Here is a 19,142-nt window from a genome sequence, read left to right as displayed (position 1 = left end):
CCAACGGCAACGGCAACAACTTCGGCGTGACCATCATGGCCAACGGCAACTGGACCTGGCCCACGGTCACCTGCCGGGCAGGCTGATCCGGCCGGTCATGACCCTGCACCTGTGGCGCGGCGGGTTCGACCGCCGCGCCACCTTCAGCGGAAGGTACTTCATGACGATCGCCAAGGCCGCTGTCTCCACGGCCGGTGACGGCGCGACCCGTCGCCGGATGATCCGGAACCCGGTGCTGCCGGGCTTCCATCCGGATCCGTCGATTCTGCGTGTCGGTTCCGACTACTACATCGCGACGTCGACGTTCGAGTGGTACCCGGGCGTGCGGGTGCACCACTCGACCGACCTGGTCGACTGGCAGCCGCTCGGCGGCGTGCTGACCGAGCGGCGGCTCCTCGACCTCGCCGGGGCCGCCGACTCCTGCGGGATCTGGGCACCGAACCTCACCTACGCCAACGGGCTGTTCCACCTGCTGTACGCCGACGTGGCGACGTTCGCCGGCGGTTACTGGGACCCCCAGAACTACCTGGTGACCGCGCCGAGCATCACCGGCCCGTGGTCCGACCCGGTGGTCCTGCACGGCCGCGGCTTCGACGCGTCGCTGTTCCACGACGAGGACGGCACCACCTGGATGCTGTCGATGCGAGCCGACTGGCGACCGGGCCGCAACCGCTTCGCCGGCATCGAGGCGCAGCAGTACGACCCGGCCGGGCGCCGCCTGGTGGGGCCGGCCCACCTGATCTTCGAAGGCACCGACGTGGGGCTCACCGAAGCGCCGATCGTCTATCGCAAGGACGGCTGGTATTACCTGGTCACCGCGGAGGGCGGCACCAGCTGGACGCATCAGACCACGGTCGCCCGGTCGCGGCACCTGCTCGGCGGGTACGAGGTGGATCCGGCCGGCCCGCTGCTCTCCTCGACCGGGCGCCCGGACCTGGCCCTGCAGAAGGCCGGCCACGGCAGCCTCGTGCAGACCCCGGCCGGCGAGTGGTACCTGGCACACCTGGCCGCCCGCCCGTACGCGCCGTCCGGCCGGTGCGTGCTCGGGCGTGAGACCGCCCTGCAGCAGGTGGAGTGGCCGGACGGTGGCTGGCCCCGCATCCACGGCGGCGTGCCGGCCGAGCAGTTCCCGGCCCCGGCCGGCGCCGCCGCGCTGCCCCGGCCGCCGTCCTCCGAGCAGTGCGAGGACGACCATTTCGACGCCCCGGTGCTCGGCCCCAACTGGTCGACGCTGCGGCGCCCGGCCACGCCGGACTGGGCCGACCTGGGCGCCCGCCCGTCGCACCTGCGGATCCACGGTGGCCAGTCACCGATGGCCCGGCACCGGCCGAGCCTGGTGGCCCGCCGGGTGACGGCGCGCCGCTCCACCTTCGAGGCGACGTGCGAGTTCGAGCCCCGCAACTTCCGCCAGCTGGCGGGCATCACGGCGTACTACAACACCCGCAACTGGTACTACCTGCACGTGACCACCGACGACGACGGCGCGCCGGTGCTCGATGTGCTGTGCTGCGACAGTGGACGCGTCACGGTCGCGCCGGGCCTGCGGACGCCACTCGGTGAGGTGCGGCGGGTGGGCCTGCGCCTGCGCCTGGACGGGCCGGCGCTGACGTTCGCCTACACCACCGGCCCGGACGCCGAGCCGGTCTGGCACGAGCTCGGCCAGACCTTCGACGCCACCACCCTGTCCGACGAGTACGCCGCGACGATGGTCCCCGGCGAGCCGGAGGCGTGGGGCTTCACCGGCGCCTTCGTCGGTCTCTGGGTGCAGGACCTGGGCGCCGAGGGCGGGTACGCCGACTTCGACCGGGCCGTGTACCGCACGGACTGACGTCACGGTCCGGGCCGAATGACGTGTCACCCGGCCCGGACCGGCTCACAGCGCGCCGCTCACGGTGACGAACGAGTGGGCCGGCAGGTGCACCCGCAGCGTGCCGCCGGTCAGCGAGACACCGTCGTACGTCTGGGGCGCCACCACCGACGGCGACTGCGGCGTGTTGTGGTCCTGCAGCGCCCCGGAGGTCAGGATCAGGGCCTCGACGTCCGCGACCGTGCCGCCCCGCAGGTCGATCTCCACGTCGGCGGCGGAACCGGCATCCAGGTTGGACAGCGAGACGAGCAGCCGGCCGTCCTTGCGGCTGGCCGACACCGAGACCGTCGTCAGCGTCGCGTCGCCGACCGGGCGGGACGGCGGCGGGGTGCGGAAGTCGACCCGCAGCGACGTCGCGTCCTGATGTCCCCGGTTCATCCGGAAGACGTGATAGGTCGGCGTACGGACGATGGCCTTCGACTCCGGATCGGTGAGGATCATGGCTTGCAGCACGTTCACCGTCTGCGCGATGTTGGCCATCACCAGGCGGTCGGCGTGCCGGTGGAAGACGTCGAAGTGCACGCTCGCCACCAGCGCGTCGCGCAGCGTGTTCTGCTGGTACAGGAAGCCGGGGTTGGTGCCGGGCTCCACGTCGAACCAGGTGCCCCACTCGTCCAGGACCAGGCCGACGGTCTTGTTCGCGTCGTAACAGTCCATCACCGCCGCGTGGCCGGCGATCAGCTCCTCGACGCGGGCCGCGGAGACCATCGTCGCGTAGTACTCATCGGTGCCGAATTCGGTGGCCGATCCCTTGTCGTCCCAGGTCGGGCCGGTAACCGTGTAGTAGTGCAGGGACAGGGCGTGGTACGGCGTGCTGGGGATGTGCCGGCAGCCGAGATGCCCGATCTGCTTCATCAGCGTCTCGGTCCAGGCGTAATCGGCGCTGTTGGCGCCCGCAGCGATCTTGTAGAGCTTGTTGTCGCCGTAATCGCGGCTGTACGTGCCGTACCGCCGGGCCTCCTGCGCGTAATGCCCGGCCGTCATGGTGCCCCCACAGCCCCACGCCTCGTTGCCCAGGCCCCAGAACCGCACCCGCCACGGCTCGTCGCGGCCGTTGGCCTTGCGCAGCCGGGCCATCGGTGAGTCACCGTCGCGGGTCAGGTATTCCACCCATTCGCTCATCTCCCGGACGGTGCCGGAGCCGACGTTGCCGCTGATGTACGGCTCGGCGCCGAGCAGTTCGCACAGCGCCATGAACTCGTGGGTGCCGAAGTGGTTGTTCTCCTCGACCCCGCCCCAGTGCGTGTTGACCATGACGGGCCGCCGGTCCTTCGGGCCGACGCCGTCCCGCCAGTGGTACTCGTCGGCGAAACAGCCGCCCGGCCAGCGCAGGTTCGGGATGTCGAGGGCGCGCAGCGCCTCCACCACGTCGAGCCGGATGCCGCCCTGGTGCGGGATGTCGGAGTCCTCGCCGACGTAGAAGCCGCCGTAGACGCAGCGGCCGAGATGCTCGGCGAAATGTCCGTAGACGTGTCGGCTGATCTGTGGACCGTCGACGTCCACGTTGATGACGGCTTCGATGCTCAACGGGTGCCTTTCCCTGCGGATGAGGGTTCGCCGGCCGGTTCCTCGAGCCGGAGCGTGGTCGCCGCGGTCCCGGGTGCGGCGATCGTGAGGGATGCCGTGCGGCCGGCGCACCGCAGCTGGTAGTCGCCGAGGAAACCGCGCACCCCGACGCGGCCGGCGTCGTCGGTGCGCAGCGTCGCCGGGGACAGCCACCACTCCCCTTTCACCAGTGCGCGCAGCGCGTCGTACGCGGGTTTCGGCGTGCCGTCGGCACGCACGAGGCCGCAGGGAGCGCCGAGCCACGCGCCGTCGTCCGACAGCCCCCAGTAGGTGATCGCCTGCACCGCGGGGTGTGCGAGCAGGGTGCGGTAGTGCCGGACGATCTCGTCCGCCTGCCGCTGTTCGCCCTCCGGTGTGGAGGGCCACGACGGGATCCGGTAGTCGTTGAGGTCCTCGATCTCGGCCGGCATCAGGTGGCCGGAGACCAGCGTGGTCTCGGTCATGTGGATCGGCAGCCCGTACCGGGCGAACCGGTCCAGGATCGCCAGCGTCCGCTCCTCGCCCCAATAACCCTGATGCATGTGGCTCTGCAGCCCCAGGGCGTCGATCGGGACGCCGGCCTCGAGAAGACCTTCGATCAGGCATTCGTACGCCGTGGACAGGTCGAAGTCGTTGAGCAGCAGCGTCGCCGCCGGGCCGGCCGCGCGCGCCTCCTCGAAGGCGAGCCGGACGGTGGCGATCCGGCCCCGCTCCCAGGCCAGCCGGGTGATCGCGTTGGGCCGGTCCTCGTTGCGGAACACCGGCATGATCACTGCTTCGTTGAGCACGTCCCAGGTGTCCACGACGTCCGCGAAGCCGGCCACCTCACGCCTGATCCGCGCGCGAACCGTCGCTTCGAGCTCGTCGGACGGCATCTCCCGCAGCCAGTCCGGCGCCAGGGTGTGCCAGACCAGCGGGTGGCCCTTCACCCGGCAGCCGCGGTCGGCGAACCACTGCGCGGTGCGGCGCAGCCGATCGGTGTCGGGCCGGCCGCGCCGGGGTTCGAAGACGCCCCAGTAGAACGGCAGGGTCGCCGTGTTGAAGACGTCGAAGAACAGGCCGGCGAGCCGCGCCGCCTGGTCCGGGGACGCGCTGCCGACCGGGCCGTCCGGCGGGCTGGTCTCCTCGTTCGCCAGGGCGAGGAAGTCGAAGCCGATGTTGCCGAACGTGAAGGCGTGGGCGCGCTGCTCGATGACCACGTCGCGGTCGCTGAGCGGGTGCCCGTCGGCATCGAGCACGGTGACGACGACCGTGCCGTGACGGTGACCGAGCTGCGCCGGGGTCGGGGCGAAACTTCCGCCTGATGTCGTTACTTTCTGATCTCCAGCAGTCATGCTTCAGCGCCACCCACCCTGGGCATCCTGGATCCGCCGCGTTGCCATATCACTCCAAGTATCGGAATCGTTACGTAAACGCCACGCTCCTACCGTGATGAATATCTTGACATGTCTATTGACCTCTCCATAGCTTGAGCGCCATCTTTCGGAAACACTCCGAAAGTTTCGCTACCGGAAGGTGGGGCTTCATGGCACCTAGAAGGACCCTCGCAGTGGCTGCCGTGGTCGCGTTGAGCGCCATGAGCCTGGTCGCCTGCGGAAGCGGCGACGACGGCGACGCCGACTCGGGCGGCAACGTGACGATGCAGTTCTGGCACAACGCGACGACCGGGCCCGGCAAGGCGTTCTGGGACAAGACCGTCGCCGACTTCCAGGCCGCCAACCCAGGCGTCACGATCAAGATCCAGCAGGTCCAGAACGAGGACATGGACGGCAAGCTGCAGACCGCGCTGAACTCCGGCTCGGCGCCCGACATCTTCCTGCAGCGCGGTGGCGGGAAGATGGCCGCGATGGTCGAGGCGGGCCAGCTCAAGGACATCACCGACGCCATCACCGCCGAGACCAAGCAGGCCGTGGGCGACGCCGCCCTGCAGACCGGGCAGGTCGACGGCAAGGCGTACGCCGTACCGGTGGCGATCCTGCCCGGCGGTTTCTGGTACAGCAAGGATCTGTTCACCAAGGCCGGCGTCACGGCCCCGCCGGCGACGCTCGACGAGCTCACCGCGGCCGTCACCAAGCTCAAGGCCACCGACACGCCGATCGCCCTCGGCGCCAAGGACGCCTGGCCGGCCGCCCACTGGTACTACTTCTTCGCCCTGCGCGCCTGCAGCAAGGCGTCGCTCGACGCCGCCGCCAAGGACAAGAACTTCAGCGACCCCTGCTGGACCAAGGCCGGCGAGGACCTCAAGGCGTTCGCCGACACCAAGCCGTTCAACGACGGGTTCCTCACCACCTCCGCCCAGCAGGGCGCGGGCAGCTCGGCGGGCCTGGTGGCCAACTACAAGGCGAGCATGGAGCTGATGGGCGCCTGGGACCCGGGCGTCATCGCGTCGCTGACCAAGGACACCAAACCGCTGCCCGACCTGGGTTACTTCCCGTTCCCGTCGGTTCCCGGCGGCCAGGGTGACCCGGCCGCGATCATGGGCGGCGCGGACGGTTACTCGTGCTCGGCCGACGCGCCGAAGGAGTGCACCGACTTCCTGAACTACATCCTCACCAAGGACGTGCAGGAGGGCTACTACAAGGCGTTCAACGCGCTGCCGGTCAGCAAGCAGGCGCAGGGAGCGGTCACCGAGGACTACCTCAAGGCGGTGCTCGACGCCTACAACAAGGCGCCGTACGTCTCGCAGTGGCTCGACACGGTGTACGGCCAGAACGTCGGCAACGCCCTGAACGTCGGTGTGGTGAACCTGCTCGCCGGCAAGGGCGACGTCGCCGGGATCATCCAGGCCGTGAACGACGCAGCCAAGAAGGGCTGAGGGGTACCCGAGCGATGAGCAGCAACTTCGGTGGCGAGGGCACGACGGTCACTGAGGATGCGCGCGGTAGTCGCGGACAGGGCGGAGGCGGCGTGCAGGCGCCGCCTCCGCTCCGTCCCCGCCGGCGCGGAATCAGCTGGGCGCAACGTCTGGAGATCGTGGTGCTGTCCGGCCCGGCGATCCTGATGTTCGTCGGGTTCGTGATCTTCCCGATCGTGATGGCCGCGTATTACGGCTTCTACCGCTGGAAGGGCTTCGGGGTTCCGACGAACTACGTCGGCTTCGACAACTACATCACCATCCTGCAGGACAGCCTGTTCCACGAGGCGCTGTGGCACAACGGCCAGATCGTCGTGCTGTCGCTCGTCCTGCAGGGCCCGCTCGCCCTCGGCCTCGCCCTGCTGCTCAACCAGAGGATGCGTGGCCAGTCGGCGATCCGGGTGCTCATCTTCGTCCCGTACGTGATCGCCGAGGTCATCGTCGCCACGGCCTGGAGCCTGATGCTGCAGACCAACGGCGCGGTCAACGACGTGCTGCGGTCGATCGGTCTCGGCTGGCTGGCCGAGGACTGGCTGGCCAACCCGAGCCTGGCCATCTGGACCCTGATGCTGATCCTGACGTGGAAGTACGTCGGGTTCGCCGTGATCCTGTTCCTGGCCGGGATGCAGAACATCCCCGAGGAGTTGTCCGAGGCCGCCGCGGTGGACGGCGCGTCGTACTGGCAGATCCAGCGGCAGATCACCGTGCCGCTGCTCGGCCCGACGATCCGGATCTGGGCCTTCCTGTCGATCATCGGGGCGCTGCAGCTCTTCGACCTGGTCTACATCATCTGGGGTCAGTACGTCTCGTCCACCGCCGGCACCTCGACCATGGCGACGTACATGGTCAGCGAGGGCCGCAACGCGGGCAACTACGGGTACGGCAACGCCGTGGCGGTCGTGCTCTTCGTCATCTCAATGATCATCGCGCTCGTCTATCAGCGTTTCGTTCTGCGCCGGGACACCGAGGGCGCGCTCACCGGAGGACGGTAGGACATGGCCGGCACCACGCTCACCCGGCGCCCACCGAGCAGGAACGCCGCCTGGGGCAGCCCGGTGGCCTACGTCGCCGCGCTGGCCCTGGTCGGTCTCATGCTCGGCCCCGTCATCTACATCATCATCGGTGGGTTCCGGACCAACTCGCAGATCACCACCGATCCGGCCGCCCTGCCGGACCCGTGGGTGTTCGGCAACTACGTCGACGTCCTGGCGAGCGACACCTTCTGGCGCCAGGTCGGCAACTCGACGATCGCGGCGGTGGTCACCACGATCGGGGTCGTCGGGCTGGGCGTGATGGCAAGTTATGTCCTCGCCCGGTACAGATTCCGGGGCCGCGGGGCGATGTACGCGCTGTTCGCCGCCGGTCTGATGTTCCCGGCGACGGTCGCGATCACGCCGTTGTACATCCTGGTGAAGAACCTGGGCCTGGTGAACACGCTGCCCGGCATCATCCTGCCCCAGATCGCGTTCGGACTGCCCACCACGGTCATCATCCTGGTCCCGTTCCTGCGGGCGATCCCCCGGGAGATCGAGGAGGCCGCGGCCATCGACCGCTGCTCCCGGCTCGGATTCTTCTGGCGGATCGTGCTGCCGCTCTCGGTTCCCGGCCTGATCACCACCGGCATCCTCGCGTTCGTCAACAGCTGGAACAGTTACCTGCTGCCGTTGTTCATCCTCAACGACCAGGACAGCTTCACCCTGCCGCTGGGCGTGCAGGCGTTCTCCTCGCAGTACTCGGTCGACACCGCGAAGGTGCTCGCGTTCACCTCACTGTCGATGATCCCGGCGCTGGTCTTCTTCAGCCTCTTCGAACGCCGCATCGTCGGCGGCCTCACCGGCGCCGTGAAGGGGTGAGCCCTCGTCGTCACCGCGGCGCACGCGTGCGCCGGACCGCGACATAGCGCCGGATCTTCGCGGCGGTTCCGCAGTCGTCCATGCTGCACCAGCGGCGACTGCGGTTCTTGCTCTCGTCGTAGAAGAGGAAGCGACAGCCCCCGCTCCAGGCCGTCAGCTCGAGATGACCCGTGAGCACGTCGTCGTCCGGCGGCCCCACCGTTGACGCTGCTCGCCCGCCGGCTCCTGCTGTCGGCGCTGCTGGCCGGCTTCGTCGTCAGCAACGTGCTCACGGCCTTCACCGACACGTTCGCGCTGCTGATGACGGCCGGAGTCGCGACGGCGGCCACCCACGCGCTGTTCTGGGCGGTGGTGGTGCCGGCCGCGGCGGAGCTGTTCCGGCCCGGGCTCCGCGGACGGGTGGTCGCGGTCGTGTTCGCCGGCGGCAACGTCGCGCTGGTCCTGGGCGTTCCCGCGGGCACCTGGCTGGGTGAGCGCGCCGGGTGGCGGGCGTCGTTCCTCGCGCCGGCCGGCCTCGGCGTGATCGTGCTGGCCGTGGTCGCCGGCACAGTGCTGATCGGCGCCCTGGTCAGCCTCGTGGCCCTGACCCTGGCGCTCGGCGAGCGCCTCGTGCCCGCGCCGGCCCGGCCGGGCGCTGGTGGGATCGTCCTGAGCTCAGGCGGAGCCGCGCCGCACCAGGCGGGTGGGCAGGATGATCGAGGTGGGCTCCTGCCCGGCGATCAGCCCGATCAGCATCCGGGCCATCTCCTTGCCGAGGGCCTGGATCGGCTGGTGGACCGTGGTGAGCGGCGGATCGGTCCGCTCGGCGATGCCCAGGTCGTCGAAGCCGACCACCGCCACGTCGGCCGGCACGGATCGGCCGGCCTCGCTCAGCACGCGCAGCGCTCCGGCCGCCATCTTGTCGCTCGCCGCGAAGACGGCGTCGAGGTCGGGGTGGGTGTCGAGCAGGGTTCGCATCGCCTCGGCGCCGCCGGCCTCGGTGAAGTCGGCCTCCACCGTGCCGTGTGGGGTGAGACCGGCGATGATCATCGCCTCCTGGTAACCGCGGTGGCGGGCCTTGCCGACCTCGGTCAGCATCTGGCCGGTGATGGTGGCGATCCGGGTCCGGCCGAGGGTGATCAGGTGCTCGGTGGCGCGCCGCGCGCCACCGAGGTTGTCGGAGTCGACGTACCACTGCGGCTCGAAATGCAACGGCCGGCCGCCGTAGACCGCGGGAAGGCCCGCCTCGCTCACGATGCCGGTCAGCGGATCGTCGCCGTGCAACGCCATCAGCATGATGCCGTCCACACCGCGGGTGTGCAGCAGGTTCGTCAGCCGGGACCGGCCCCGGCCGGAACTGGCCAGGCACAGCAGCAGGTGCAGGTCGGTGTCCTCGAGCGCCGCGGACACACCGACGATGACCTGCGCGAAGAACGGGTCGGCGAACAACTCGGGGTCGTCGTGGGAGACGGCGAGGGCGACGATCCCGGTCTGCCGGGTGGCCAGGGCACGAGCGGTGCGGTTGGGCAGGTAGCCCATCTCCTTGATCGCCTTCTCGACGGCGTCGCGGGTCGCCCGGCTGACGTGCGGCGCCTTGTTGATCACCCGGGACGCCGCGGAGCGGGACACACCGGCGCGCTCGGCCACCTCGTCGAGCGTGGGCTGCCGGCGAGGTGTCGTCGCTGCCATCTGGTTGCCGAGTCCTTCCTCGTCCGGCGCCGGGACAGGGCTGTGGCCGGCGGCGTGGCGATCAGCCGGCCGCGGCATCACTGGCGCTGATCGATGGTATTGCCTGGAAGCGGTCCCAGAAATGCTCAGTTTCAGGCGTCCAGGTAGGACGACCGCCCTGCGGCTCCCTTGACATCTGCTGGACACATGCCGACCATTGGATCGACATCTGCTGATGCTCTTTCTGGAAGCGCTTCCAGTCTACCGGCACCCACTGACCATCCCCCACGCTCAGGAGATCTGCCGATGAAACGAACCGTCCGTGCCCGGGTGTTCGCCGCGCTCTCGCTGGTGGTCCCGGCTGTCCTGATCGGGGCGCCCGCCGCCCACGCCAACCCGATCAGCCAGACCAGCGGCTTCTACGTCAATCCCCAGTCCAGCCCGGCGGCATGGGTGGCCGCCAACCCCGGTGACGGTCGTGCCGCCGCGATCCGGACCGCGATCGCGCAGAAGCCGATGGCCAGCTGGTTCGGCAACTGGAGCGGCGACATCGCGGGCGCGGTCAGCAGATATGTCGGGGCCGCCGACGCGGCGGACAAGCTCCCCCTGCTGGTCGCCTACAACATCCCCGGCCGGGACGCCTGTGGCGGCCACTCCGGCGGAGGCGCCGGCAGCGTCGCCGCGTACGACGCGTGGATCTCCTCCTTCGCCGCCGCCATCGGCAACCGGCCCGCCGTGGTGGTCCTCGAACCGGACTCGCTGGGCGACTTCAGCTGCATGAACCAGACGCAGATCAACGAGCGGGTGGGCATGCTCTCCCGGGCCACCAGCCAGTTCCGCTCGAAGGCGCCCAACACGTGGGCGTACCTCGACGCGGGCAACCCCGGCTGGATCGACGCCGCCACGATGGCGCAGCGGCTCAACACGGCCGGCGTCGGCAACGCGCGCGGCTTCGCGCTCAACGTGTCGAACTACTTCACCACCGGCGAGAACACCACGTTCGGCAACCGGGTCGCCACCGAGCTGCGGCGCTTCGGCCACAACAAGCCCTTCGTGATCGACACCAGCCGCAACAGCAACGGCTCGAACGGGCAGTGGTGCAACCCGGCCGGCCGCCGGATCGGCACGCCGACCCAGCTGGGCGGCGGCGCCGAGATGCTGCTGTGGCTCAAGACTCCGGGCGAGTCCGACGGCAACTGCGGGGTCGGCGGCGGATCCAGCGCCGGGCAGTTCCTGCCGGAGGTCGCCTACAAGATGATCTACGGGTACTGACTACAGGCGCAACGACTTGCCGATGGGCTCGACATCGAACGTGATCAAGCCGTGCTGAACCGCGGGGAGTCCGTCCACCACCGCGGCGGCCTCGTCCCGGGATTCGACGTCCAGGAACAGCACGAGACCGGGAACGTCACCCACCTTGAAGGCGTACAAGGTCACCACCCGATGGCGGATCAGCTCCCAGGCTCCCGACGAGACGCTGTTCTCGGCGAAGAACCTGGTGAGCTGTTCCGGGCCGACGCCCTGCGCGGGACGTGAGTTCGCCATGTATCGCATGGTTCCTCCAACTCCGCCACGAGGGCGTCGGGTAAGCGCCTGACCCCCGGGTGGGGCCGCCGTCCACGCACCCATGGTCGCCGGCCCGGCCGCGGCGTGTCGTCACCCGCCACGCATGAGCCGAGGCCGACGGCGGGTGCCCACGGCGTCGACATCTCCGCCGCCTCACACTCCGGCGGAGATGTCGACGCCCGTCAGCGCGGGGTTGGGGTCGGCCGCGGGCCGGGCGAGGTAGTAACCCTGCGCGTGGCTGATCCGGTTCTCGGTGAGCACCGCCAGCTCAGCGGACGTCTCCACGCCCTCGGCGACCACCGTCATGCCGAGGGAGGCCCCGAAGTTGGCCATCGCGCCGATCAACGCGAACCTCGCCGGGTCCGCGTCGCTGTCGGCCACGATGCTGCGGTCCAGCTTGATGATGTCGGGACGCAGCCGCAGGATGTGCTGCATCGAGGCGTAACCGGCGCCCGCGTCGTCGACGGCCAGCCGCACCCCCATGGCCCGGACCGTGCGCAACGCGTCCTCCAGGACCGCGTAATCGCTGATCGCGGCGTGCTCCGTCACCTCGATCACCACCCGGCGGGCGCCCTCGCCGAGAGCGGCGAGCAGGCCCGGGAGACGATCGTCGAGCAGCGTCTGCGCCGACAGGTTGACCGCGAGATAGGCCTGCGCCGGCAGCTCCGGCAGGCGCCGCCAGGCCAGCTCGACGGCACGCAGCTCCAGGTCGGCGCCGAGACCCACCTCCCATGCCTCGGCGAACCACACGTCCGGCGGCCGGTGCGGCTCGGCGCTGAACCGGGCGAGGGCCTCCATCCCGGCGATCTGCTGCCGGTCCAGGTCGGCGATCGGCTGCAGCACGACCTGCATCGCCTCGGGGTCACGCATCGCCTGCTCGATCCGGGTTCGCGCGGTCTCGTACCGCTGGCGCCGCTCGGCATCGGCGACGTTCACCTTCGTCTCGGCCGTGACGTCGGCGGTGAAGCCGCGGTACGCCACCACCCGCCCACCGCTGTCGCGGACGGCTGTCACGGTGCTGCTCAGGTGTCGTACCGAACCGTCCTGATGTGTCGCCCGGGTGAGCCAATCCTGCCGGCCCGCGTCGTCGGCGCCGCGGACCTCGCCGGCCTCGTCGATCACCTCCAGCACGCCGCGCCCGAGGAACTCCCCGGCGGGACGGCCCAGCAGGACGTCCACACCGTCACTGGCGTAGGTCAGCCGCATGGCCGCGTCGGTCTGCCAGACCCACCCGTGCGCGGTGTCGACGGCATCCGCGAACGCTTCCGCGGCCGCACGGGCCCGCGCCGCGAGCAGACGCTGGAGCCGCACCAGCCGAACGGTGGCCATCGCCGCGAGCGGTAGCCAGGCCACACCGATCAGCCCCAGCCATTCGTCCGGCTCCGGCGGCCCGCCCTCGCGAATGCTGTCCCACCAGTCCCACACGTACGAGACCAGGGAGATCAGCATGCTGGTCGACAACACCGCCACCGCGAACGAGACCACCCGGCGGGCGTGCAGCATCAGCGCCGCGGTGTCCTTCCCCGCGCCGTCGGCCGGCGTGTTGAACCTCATACCGGCCTCATCGGCGACCGGCGGAGGCGGATGAGGACTCGGCGCACCGGGCACCTCGGGGCCCGCGCCTTTCGTATGTTCTGCTTCACAGCGAAATGTCACCGCACGTGGCCCCACCAATCCCGTGCGCAACTGAACTCTTCGCGACGCCCTTCCAAAACGGACACCACCCTCTTGTTCGGTTACGCTGAGTGAGGTCCGAGCGGGGGCGATCAAGCTCAGATGTTGGCTATCAAGGGTGTGCGGCGGGCACACGCTCACCGCTCGTGACGATCCGGACCACGCCGAGCCCTGCCCCGGTCCGACGACACGAACCTGCGCGATCACCATCAGGCAGACGGGGGCAGGGACGGGGGAACCATTTCCGGTCCTCGAACGGCAGGCCGCATGCTGGCGGCCGGCCGGAGGACCTCGGGGTGAAGCCGCTACCCGCGGCCGGGCAATCCTTCCCGCCCGAACCCGACAGCTAACCTCGCAGGCGTGCCGGAGGGATTCCTTCACCGTGCACGAAAGCAACTCGAGCCGGCGCCCGCGCAAGCTGAGCACCGGCGCCATCGCCCTGTCCGTCGGTCTCGGCCTGTTCGCCGGTGGACTGGGCGCCCCGCAAGCCTCGTCGGCAGCCGTGGCGATCGCCCCGGCCCGGGCACTGACGCAGACCACTGTCTCCGTCAACCGCCCGGTGGCAGCCAAGAAGGTCGCCGTGAAGGCGAAGGCGGCCGGCCAGCGCGTCATCGCCGAAGCCGCCAAGCACAAGGGCAAGCGGTACAAGTACGGCGCGTCGGGACCGAAGCGTTTCGACTGCTCCGGCTACACCATGTACGTCTACAAGAAGGCTGTGGGCAAGAAGCTGCCGCACAAGGCCAATCTGCAGCAGCGGTACGGCAAGGCCGTCAAGAAGTCCAAGGCGCGGGCCGGCGACCTGATCGTCATCCGTAGCGGCTCGCGCGGTACCCACGCGGGCATCTACGCCGGTGGCGGCAAGATGTGGTCGGCGCCGCGCACCGGCAAGACGGTGACCAAGCACAAGATCTGGAGCCGGAACTACGTCGTTCGGCGTCTGGCCTGATCGGCGGCGGGTACGGCCGGGCGGCATCTCACGCCCGGCCGTACCCGTTCTGCCACAAGGGCAGCGCTCAGGTGCCTGGCCGCCGGCCGAAGGTGCGCACCGTCGTGCCCAGGCTCAACAGGTCGTACATGGCGACGGCGTCGCGATGCAGCAGGTTCACGCAGCCGTGCGATCCGCGCCGGGCGTCGTGCAGATAGCTCGTCGTCTCATGGAAGCCGATCCCGCCGACGAACCGCTGCCAGTACGGCAGCCACACCGCGTACGGGTCGGACCACTCCCGCTTCGCCCGCTTGTTGATCCGGTAGGTGCCCGCCGGGGTGGCGTGCCCCCGGTAACCGGACCGGATGACGGTCGGCCCGGCCACCACGCTCGTGCCCCGCAGGACCCACACCGTCTGCAGGGTCAGGTCGACACAGGCGGTGACCTCCCCCGCCGGACGGCATCGGCGCCGTCGATCCGGCGTGGAGCTCGCGGTGATCCGGCGGGCCACGTCGGCGGTCGTCGCGTCGGCCTGCCCGCCGGCCGGCCGGATCCCGAAGCGGCGCTGGAAGGCCCGGATCGCGGCGCAGTCCGCGGGCGACTGCCGGCCGTCGACGGTCACCGGCCCGTAGGCACCCAGGCTGCTGAGGTCTTCCTCGATGTCACGCTGCCACCGCCCGGTGGCGCACCCCGTGCTCGACGGCGCGGCGGCCGGCGCCTGCGTGCCCTCCGAAGACGGCTCCACCGGCGGGGCGGTGACGACCCTGATGAACGGCGTGCCCGTCATGGCGGGGGCCGCCGCGGCCGGAGCGGCCGTCGCTTCCACGCCGATCAGGTCGGCAGCGCCGGTGGCGGTCGCCAGGCCGACCACCGCCACGACGCTCGCCAGCAGTGCTACAGCGCCGGATACGGCCATCAACGACTCCCGCGGTCTCGAACACTGCCGACCTCCGTGGGATCGGCCGGCTCCGCCGGTGGTTGCGCTGATCACCGGGAGTAGTTCCGGTGCGAATGCCCGTCGAGCGATCAGCGCCCGCGCTGGGCCGACCCGGTGCGCGTCACCTGCCGGTACCCCCAGGGGGTTGTTCCGCGCGGCTTGTAGACCGAGAGCACAAGGGCGACCAGCAGCAACACGGCAGCCGCCGCGGCGTGCAGAGCCGGTGACAGCGACCGCGGCACCGCATCTTCTCCACCGGCCGCTCGCGACAGGTCGGCCAGCGCCGTCAGGGTGCCCAGGTAGAGCACCAGCACCCCGACGGCGAACACGTTGAGCAGCAGCTTGATCAGGACCCAGTAGTGGCGGGTCAGACCCCACGACGTCGCCAGCGACTGGATGACCCCGGTGACCAGGGCCGCGACACTGAACGGCAGCAGAACCGCCCGGGCCAGCGGCTCCATCACCAGATTGACGCCGCCGGTCACGGCAGGATCGGTGGCCGTCACCGCGACCACTGCCAGAGCGAGCGAGGCCACGATCGCGCCGAGCCAGCCGACCGACGCGGCGATGTGCGCGACCAACAGGGCCCGGCGCAGTGCGGGCCTCACCGTCGGGCGCCGTACGACCCGGCGGCGGAAGGTCCATGCCGCCCGGGACCGTGACCGGTCAGCAGGAGCACCACCACGGCAGCCACGATGAGCGCCGCCACGACGGCGGTGATCTTCACCCAGCGTGGCACGGCGGGCTCGTCCGATGGGTGCTGGCTCATGGTGTCCTCCACGGCGCTGACGGCATGCAGACGATTTTGCGATACAAAGTGTCTACGCACAAGACAATCCGACGTAGTAAGGGCCACGCGTATTGTCGACGGGTGCCGAAGTTGTGGAACGACACCGTCGAGGAGCACCGGCGCACCGTGCACGCGGCCATCCTGGACACCACGGCCGCGCTGGTGTCCGAGCGCGGCATGGCCGCGGTCACGATGTCGGAGATCGCGCAGCGCACCGGCATCGGCCGGGCCACGCTGTACAAGTACTTCAAGGACGTCCAGGCGATCATGGTCGCCTGGCACGAACGCCAGGTCGGCGAGCACCTGCGGCAGCTCGGCGCCACGGTCGCCGGATGCACCGACGCCGGGGAGCGGCTGCACTCGGTCCTGACCGTCTACGCCGAGCTGTCCGGCACCGGTCGTGACCATGCCGCGCACGGTGCGGTGCCGCTGCACCGCGCGCCCCACATGCTTGCGGCACAACGCCAGGTGCACGGGTTGGTCACCGAGGTGATCGAGGCCGCCGCGGCGGCCGGGCTGGTACGGACCGACGTACCCGCCGCCGAATTGGCCACGTACTGCCTGCACGCGCTGACCGCGGCGGCCGCGTTCCCGTCACCCTCGGCCCGTGATCGGCTGGTGGCGGTCACGATCGCCGGGCTGCGGCCCTCGCCCGGCCGGGGGGAACCCATCGCTGTCGGCTGACCGGGGGCGGGGCTCCGGTCAGCGGGTGCTGTCGCGGGCCACCAGGTGGGCAGTCGGGGCCTGATAGACAGCGGGGGCGGCGCCGGCCATCGCGTCGAGCAGGGCCCGGGCCGCCAGCTCACCGATGCGGCCGACGTCGTGGCTCATCGCGGACAGCGGCGGCACGAACTTCAGGCCGCGCGCGGTGGCCTCGGCCTCGATGCCCTCGCGGCGCAGCTGGGTGTGCACGAACGACATCGGGCCGCTGATGTGCACGATCACCTGGTGTCCGCGCTCGGCCAGGAACCGGATCACCTCCCGGGCGAAGCCGGCGTCGTCGGTCCCCACCGTCGGCAGGCCGGACGCCGGAGCCCGCCTCGCGCAGCGTGGTCCACGCCGGCGGCGCCTGCCGGCCGAACTCGGCGACGAACCGCGGCAGCGTCTCCAGGTAACAGCGCGGTCGAGATGACGTGAAGCGACTGACCGCGTACGCCGCCAGGGTGCCGACCGCGACCGTGCCGGTCAGCGAGACCACCAGGATGATCGTGGTGTTGACGAAGTTGGCGAGGTTGAGCCAGTTCCGGGGCGGGTTCTGACCACCCGCTGTGTGAAGTTCGGGTGCGGTCCGCACCCGAACTTCACACACTGGTGGCCGCTAGTGGGCTGCCGGGGTCAGCTGGACGCGGCGAAGCAGTTGGGCGTTGGCCGCCACCACGATGGTGGAGGCGCTCATCAGCACCGCTCCGACCGCCGGGCTCAGCGTGACCCCGGCCCAGGCCAGCACCCCGGCGGCGAGCGGGATCGCGATCACGTTGTAGCCGGCTGCCCAGGCCAGGTTCTGAACCATCTTGCGGTAGGTGGCGCGCGACAACCGGATCACCCCGGTCACCGCGCGCGGGTCCGACGAGGCCAGGACGACGCCGGCCGACTCGATCGCGACGTCGGTGCCCGCGCCGATGGCCAGGCCGACGTCGGCGCGGGCCAGCGCCGGAGCGTCGTTGACGCCGTCGCCGACCATCGCCACCCGCAGTCCGCGAGCCTGCAGATCGGCGACCGCCCGGTCCTTGTCGGCGGGCAGCACCTCGGCGAACACCTCGTCCACGCCGGCGCGGAACCCGAGGTCGGCGGCGACCGCCTCGGCCACCGGCCGGGCATCCCCGGTGATCATCACAATCTTCGCGATGCCGGTACGGCGTAGCTGCTCGACCGCCTGCCGAGCCTCGGGCCGCACCTCATCCTCCAGCGCGAAACCACCCAGCACCCGCGCCGCGCCACCGGTGTCGAGGCGCAGCAGGTGCAGGACGGCCGCACCGCGCCGCGACCACTGCTGCGCCTGCTCCTCGAGTTCCGCCGGGACCTCGGCGCCGAGCTCGCGGAGCAGCGCCGGGCCACCGACGGCGTACGTGACGTCGTCGACGACCGCCTGCACGCCGCGGCCGGTCAGCGACCGGAACCGGGTGGCCTCCGCCGGCCGGCCGCGGTCACGGGCGGCCGCGGTCAGTGCCCGGGCCAGCGGGTGCTCGCTGTCGGCCTCCACCGCACCGGCGAGGCGCAGCACCTCGTCGCCGGTGAACCCGTCGGCAGCCGCGATTGCGGTGACGGTGTGCGCGCCCTTGGTCAGCGTGCCGGTCTTGTCGAACAGCACCGCGTCGACGGTGCGCATCCGCTCCAGCGCGAGCCGGTCCTTCACCAGGATCCCCGCCTTCGCCGACAGCGCCGTGGACAACGCGATCACCAACGGGATCGCCAGGCCCAGCGCGTGCGGGCAGGCGATCACCAGCACCGTCACCGTTCGGACGACCGCCTGGTCGGCGTCACCGAGCGCCCACCAGACGGCGAACGTCAGCACCGCCGCCGTGGCGGCGATATAGAAGAGCATCGCGGCGAACCGGTCGGCCAGCGCCTGGGCGCGGCCGCCGGCCGCCTGGGCCTGGGCGACCAGGCGGCCGATGCCGGCCAGCGCGGTGTCGTCGCCGATCGCGTCCACCCGCACCCGGATCGCGGAGTCGGTGGTCACCGTGCCGGCCACCACCCGGTCCCCCACCGCCCGGCCGACCGGCCGGGACTCACCGGTGATCATCGACTCGTCGAGCTCGGCCGTGCCGTCGACGATCCGCCCGTCCGCCGGCACCCGCGCTCCGGACCGCACCAACACGGTGTCGCCGACCGCCAGGTCCGCCACCGGCACCCGCTCGATCTGCCCGCCCGTGGTGAGCCGCTCGGCGTCGTCGGGCAGCAGGGCCGCCAGCGCCGCCAGGGCGCCCTGTGCCTGGCCGATCGCCTTCATCTCCTGCCAGTGACCCAGCAGCATGATGGTCACCAGCGCCGCCAGCTCCCACCAGAAGTCCAGGCCGAACCATCCGAGGCTGGTGGCCAGCGACGCCGCGTAGGCCACCGTGACCGCCATCGAGATCAGCAGCATCATCCCCGGCGCCCGGTCCCGGACCTCGCTGACCGCGCCCGCCAGGAACGGCCACCCGCCGTAGAGGAACACCGCGGTGCCCAGCACCGGGCCGACCAGGCTCATGCCGGGGAAGTCCAGGCGGTAGCCGAACCAGTCCATGACCATGTGGCTGGTCACCACGATCGGCACCGTCAGGGCCAGGCTCAGCCAGAACTTGCGGCGGAACACCTCCGGATCGTGGCCGGCGTGCTTGTCGTGCCCCTGATGCGCGCCCCCACTGTGCCCCGCCTGTCCCGCGTGCCCGGCGTGGTGCACGTCGGCATTGCTGCGCGTGTGTTCGTCGGTCTGCATATCGACCACCTCCACCACCAGCATATACCCCCCAGGGGTATCCGCCAATGATGGAGCGTGCCGGAC

Annotated in this window: 19 protein-coding genes, 1 pseudogene and 1 riboswitch; of the genes and pseudogenes, 9 read left to right on the top strand and 11 right to left on the bottom strand. The window is 70.6% G+C overall.

The window, feature by feature from the left end:
- Nucleotides 1-97: 97 nt before the first annotated feature.
- On the top strand, nucleotides 98-1,828 hold the full coding sequence (locus AC0NH5_RS40195; RefSeq protein WP_474413205.1) for a glycoside hydrolase family 43 protein: 1,731 nt from the start codon (nucleotides 98-100) through the stop codon (nucleotides 1,826-1,828).
- Between the two features lie 45 nt (nucleotides 1,829-1,873).
- On the opposite strand, the gene AC0NH5_RS40190 is transcribed toward AC0NH5_RS40195, so the two are convergent.
- Together AC0NH5_RS40190 and AC0NH5_RS40185 are read right to left on the bottom strand one after the other, a co-directional pair.
- Nucleotides 1,874-3,394, bottom strand: coding sequence for an alpha-N-arabinofuranosidase (locus tag AC0NH5_RS40190; protein WP_474413201.1), 1,521 nt, complete (start codon nucleotides 3,392-3,394; stop codon nucleotides 1,874-1,876).
- The gene (locus tag AC0NH5_RS40185) at nucleotides 3,391-4,746 is read right to left on the bottom strand and encodes an endo-1,4-beta-xylanase (protein WP_474413200.1); all 1,356 of its coding nucleotides are present in this window, start codon (nucleotides 4,744-4,746) and stop codon (nucleotides 3,391-3,393) included. Before AC0NH5_RS40185 ends, AC0NH5_RS40190 begins: the two co-directional genes overlap by 4 nt.
- Before the next feature lie 191 nt (nucleotides 4,747-4,937).
- Here AC0NH5_RS40185 and AC0NH5_RS40180 point away from each other — a divergent pair, with 191 nt between their 5' ends.
- From AC0NH5_RS40180 to AC0NH5_RS40170, 3 genes are all read left to right on the top strand, one after another.
- The gene (locus AC0NH5_RS40180; RefSeq protein ID WP_474413198.1) at nucleotides 4,938-6,227 is read left to right on the top strand and encodes an ABC transporter substrate-binding protein; all 1,290 of its coding nucleotides are present in this window, start codon (nucleotides 4,938-4,940) and stop codon (nucleotides 6,225-6,227) included.
- 92 nt (nucleotides 6,228-6,319) lie between these two features.
- Nucleotides 6,320-7,258 (top strand): carbohydrate ABC transporter permease, encoded by a 939-nt coding sequence (locus AC0NH5_RS40175; protein WP_474413196.1) that lies wholly within the window; start codon nucleotides 6,320-6,322, stop codon nucleotides 7,256-7,258.
- Nucleotides 7,259-7,261: 3 nt separating this feature from the next.
- Nucleotides 7,262-8,119 carry a carbohydrate ABC transporter permease gene (locus tag AC0NH5_RS40170; protein ID WP_474413194.1) on the top strand — a complete coding sequence of 286 codons (858 nt, stop codon included), beginning with the start codon at nucleotides 7,262-7,264 and terminating at the stop codon, nucleotides 8,117-8,119.
- A gap of 10 nt (nucleotides 8,120-8,129) precedes the next feature.
- Here AC0NH5_RS40170 and AC0NH5_RS40165 read toward each other — a convergent pair whose 3' ends face one another.
- Entirely contained in the window at nucleotides 8,130-8,297 is a 168-nt protein-coding gene (locus AC0NH5_RS40165; protein ID WP_474413203.1) for a CGNR zinc finger domain-containing protein, read from the bottom strand.
- A gap of 23 nt (nucleotides 8,298-8,320) precedes the next feature.
- On the opposite strand from AC0NH5_RS40165, the pseudogene AC0NH5_RS40160 reads away from it, so the two are divergent.
- Nucleotides 8,321-8,647 (top strand): annotated as a pseudogene (locus AC0NH5_RS40160) (MFS transporter); the annotation flags it as partial.
- A gap of 126 nt (nucleotides 8,648-8,773) precedes the next feature.
- Here AC0NH5_RS40160 and AC0NH5_RS40155 read toward each other — a convergent pair.
- Nucleotides 8,774-9,787, bottom strand: coding sequence for a LacI family DNA-binding transcriptional regulator (locus AC0NH5_RS40155; RefSeq protein ID WP_474413192.1), 1,014 nt, complete (start codon nucleotides 9,785-9,787; stop codon nucleotides 8,774-8,776).
- 285 nt (nucleotides 9,788-10,072) lie between these two features.
- Here AC0NH5_RS40155 and AC0NH5_RS40150 point away from each other — a divergent pair, with 285 nt between their 5' ends.
- Nucleotides 10,073-11,038, top strand: coding sequence for a glycoside hydrolase family 6 protein (locus AC0NH5_RS40150; protein ID WP_474413190.1), 966 nt, complete (start codon nucleotides 10,073-10,075; stop codon nucleotides 11,036-11,038).
- Here AC0NH5_RS40150 and AC0NH5_RS40145 read toward each other — a convergent pair whose 3' ends face one another.
- Nucleotides 11,039-11,311, bottom strand: a complete 273-nt coding sequence (locus AC0NH5_RS40145) for a hypothetical protein (RefSeq protein ID WP_474413188.1) — start codon at nucleotides 11,309-11,311, stop codon at nucleotides 11,039-11,041.
- Between the two features lie 174 nt (nucleotides 11,312-11,485).
- Entirely contained in the window at nucleotides 11,486-12,886 is a 1,401-nt protein-coding gene (locus tag AC0NH5_RS40140; protein WP_474413186.1) for a sensor domain-containing phosphodiesterase, read from the bottom strand.
- Nucleotides 12,887-13,257: 371 nt separating this feature from the next.
- A riboswitch (cyclic di-AMP (ydaO/yuaA leader) is annotated at nucleotides 13,258-13,382 on the top strand.
- Nucleotides 13,383-13,388: 6 nt separating this feature from the next.
- On the opposite strand from AC0NH5_RS40140, the gene AC0NH5_RS40135 reads away from it, so the two are divergent.
- Nucleotides 13,389-13,952 carry a C40 family peptidase gene (locus tag AC0NH5_RS40135; protein ID WP_474413184.1) on the top strand — a complete coding sequence of 188 codons (564 nt, stop codon included), beginning with the start codon at nucleotides 13,389-13,391 and terminating at the stop codon, nucleotides 13,950-13,952.
- A gap of 67 nt (nucleotides 13,953-14,019) precedes the next feature.
- Here the strand turns inward: AC0NH5_RS40135 and AC0NH5_RS40130 are convergent, their stop codons facing one another.
- The 3 genes from AC0NH5_RS40130 to AC0NH5_RS40120 form a co-directional block, all read right to left on the bottom strand.
- Complete coding sequence (locus AC0NH5_RS40130; protein ID WP_474413182.1) at nucleotides 14,020-14,847, bottom strand: L,D-transpeptidase family protein; 828 nt, start codon at nucleotides 14,845-14,847, stop codon at nucleotides 14,020-14,022.
- A gap of 110 nt (nucleotides 14,848-14,957) precedes the next feature.
- Nucleotides 14,958-15,476: a DUF2269 domain-containing protein gene (locus tag AC0NH5_RS40125; RefSeq protein WP_474413180.1), complete on the bottom strand. Its 519-nt coding sequence runs from the start codon at nucleotides 15,474-15,476 to the stop codon at nucleotides 14,958-14,960.
- On the bottom strand, nucleotides 15,473-15,637 hold the full coding sequence (locus AC0NH5_RS40120; RefSeq protein WP_474413179.1) for a hypothetical protein: 165 nt from the start codon (nucleotides 15,635-15,637) through the stop codon (nucleotides 15,473-15,475). Before AC0NH5_RS40120 ends, AC0NH5_RS40125 begins: the two co-directional genes overlap by 4 nt.
- A 102-nt stretch (nucleotides 15,638-15,739) precedes the next feature.
- Between AC0NH5_RS40120 and AC0NH5_RS40115 the strand changes: the two genes are divergently transcribed.
- On the top strand, nucleotides 15,740-16,342 hold the full coding sequence (locus AC0NH5_RS40115; protein WP_474413177.1) for a TetR/AcrR family transcriptional regulator: 603 nt from the start codon (nucleotides 15,740-15,742) through the stop codon (nucleotides 16,340-16,342).
- Between the two features lie 18 nt (nucleotides 16,343-16,360).
- On the opposite strand, the gene AC0NH5_RS40110 is transcribed toward AC0NH5_RS40115, so the two are convergent.
- Nucleotides 16,361-16,669 (bottom strand): substrate-binding domain-containing protein, encoded by a 309-nt coding sequence (locus tag AC0NH5_RS40110; RefSeq protein WP_474413175.1) that lies wholly within the window; start codon nucleotides 16,667-16,669, stop codon nucleotides 16,361-16,363.
- Between the two features lie 122 nt (nucleotides 16,670-16,791).
- Here AC0NH5_RS40110 and AC0NH5_RS40105 point away from each other — a divergent pair, with 122 nt between their 5' ends.
- The gene (locus AC0NH5_RS40105) at nucleotides 16,792-16,917 is read left to right on the top strand and encodes a hypothetical protein (protein WP_474413173.1); all 126 of its coding nucleotides are present in this window, start codon (nucleotides 16,792-16,794) and stop codon (nucleotides 16,915-16,917) included.
- A 59-nt stretch (nucleotides 16,918-16,976) separates the two neighbouring features.
- Here the strand turns inward: AC0NH5_RS40105 and AC0NH5_RS40100 are convergent, their stop codons facing one another.
- Nucleotides 16,977-19,076, bottom strand: a complete 2,100-nt coding sequence (locus tag AC0NH5_RS40100; protein WP_474413171.1) for a heavy metal translocating P-type ATPase — start codon at nucleotides 19,074-19,076, stop codon at nucleotides 16,977-16,979.
- Nucleotides 19,077-19,142 lie beyond the last annotated feature (66 nt).

It is taken from the genome of Actinoplanes sp. 13 (assembly GCF_056134165.1).
The sequence above is the reverse complement of the archived record's forward strand: the minus strand, read 5'-3'. Positions and strand labels throughout refer to the sequence as shown.

What these genes read in the sequence shown, in the direction of transcription:
- AC0NH5_RS40145 (WP_474413188.1), bottom strand. Translation starts at nt 11,311, where the DNA reads ATGGCGAACTCACGTCCCGCGCAGGGCGTCGGCCCGGAACAGCTCACC.
- AC0NH5_RS40195 (WP_474413205.1), top strand. Translation starts at nt 98, where the DNA reads ATGACCCTGCACCTGTGGCGCGGCGGGTTCGACCGCCGCGCCACCTTC.
- AC0NH5_RS40150 (WP_474413190.1), top strand. Translation starts at nt 10,073, where the DNA reads ATGAAACGAACCGTCCGTGCCCGGGTGTTCGCCGCGCTCTCGCTGGTG.
- AC0NH5_RS40155 (WP_474413192.1), bottom strand. Translation starts at nt 9,787, where the DNA reads ATGGCAGCGACGACACCTCGCCGGCAGCCCACGCTCGACGAGGTGGCC.
- AC0NH5_RS40100 (WP_474413171.1), bottom strand. Translation starts at nt 19,076, where the DNA reads ATGCAGACCGACGAACACACGCGCAGCAATGCCGACGTGCACCACGCC.
- AC0NH5_RS40185 (WP_474413200.1), bottom strand. Translation starts at nt 4,746, where the DNA reads ATGACTGCTGGAGATCAGAAAGTAACGACATCAGGCGGAAGTTTCGCC.
- AC0NH5_RS40130 (WP_474413182.1), bottom strand. Translation starts at nt 14,847, where the DNA reads ATGGCCGTATCCGGCGCTGTAGCACTGCTGGCGAGCGTCGTGGCGGTG.
- AC0NH5_RS40180 (WP_474413198.1), top strand. Translation starts at nt 4,938, where the DNA reads ATGGCACCTAGAAGGACCCTCGCAGTGGCTGCCGTGGTCGCGTTGAGC.
- AC0NH5_RS40170 (WP_474413194.1), top strand. Translation starts at nt 7,262, where the DNA reads ATGGCCGGCACCACGCTCACCCGGCGCCCACCGAGCAGGAACGCCGCC.
- AC0NH5_RS40140 (WP_474413186.1), bottom strand. Translation starts at nt 12,886, where the DNA reads ATGAGGTTCAACACGCCGGCCGACGGCGCGGGGAAGGACACCGCGGCG.
- AC0NH5_RS40120 (WP_474413179.1), bottom strand. Translation starts at nt 15,637, where the DNA reads ATGAGCCAGCACCCATCGGACGAGCCCGCCGTGCCACGCTGGGTGAAG.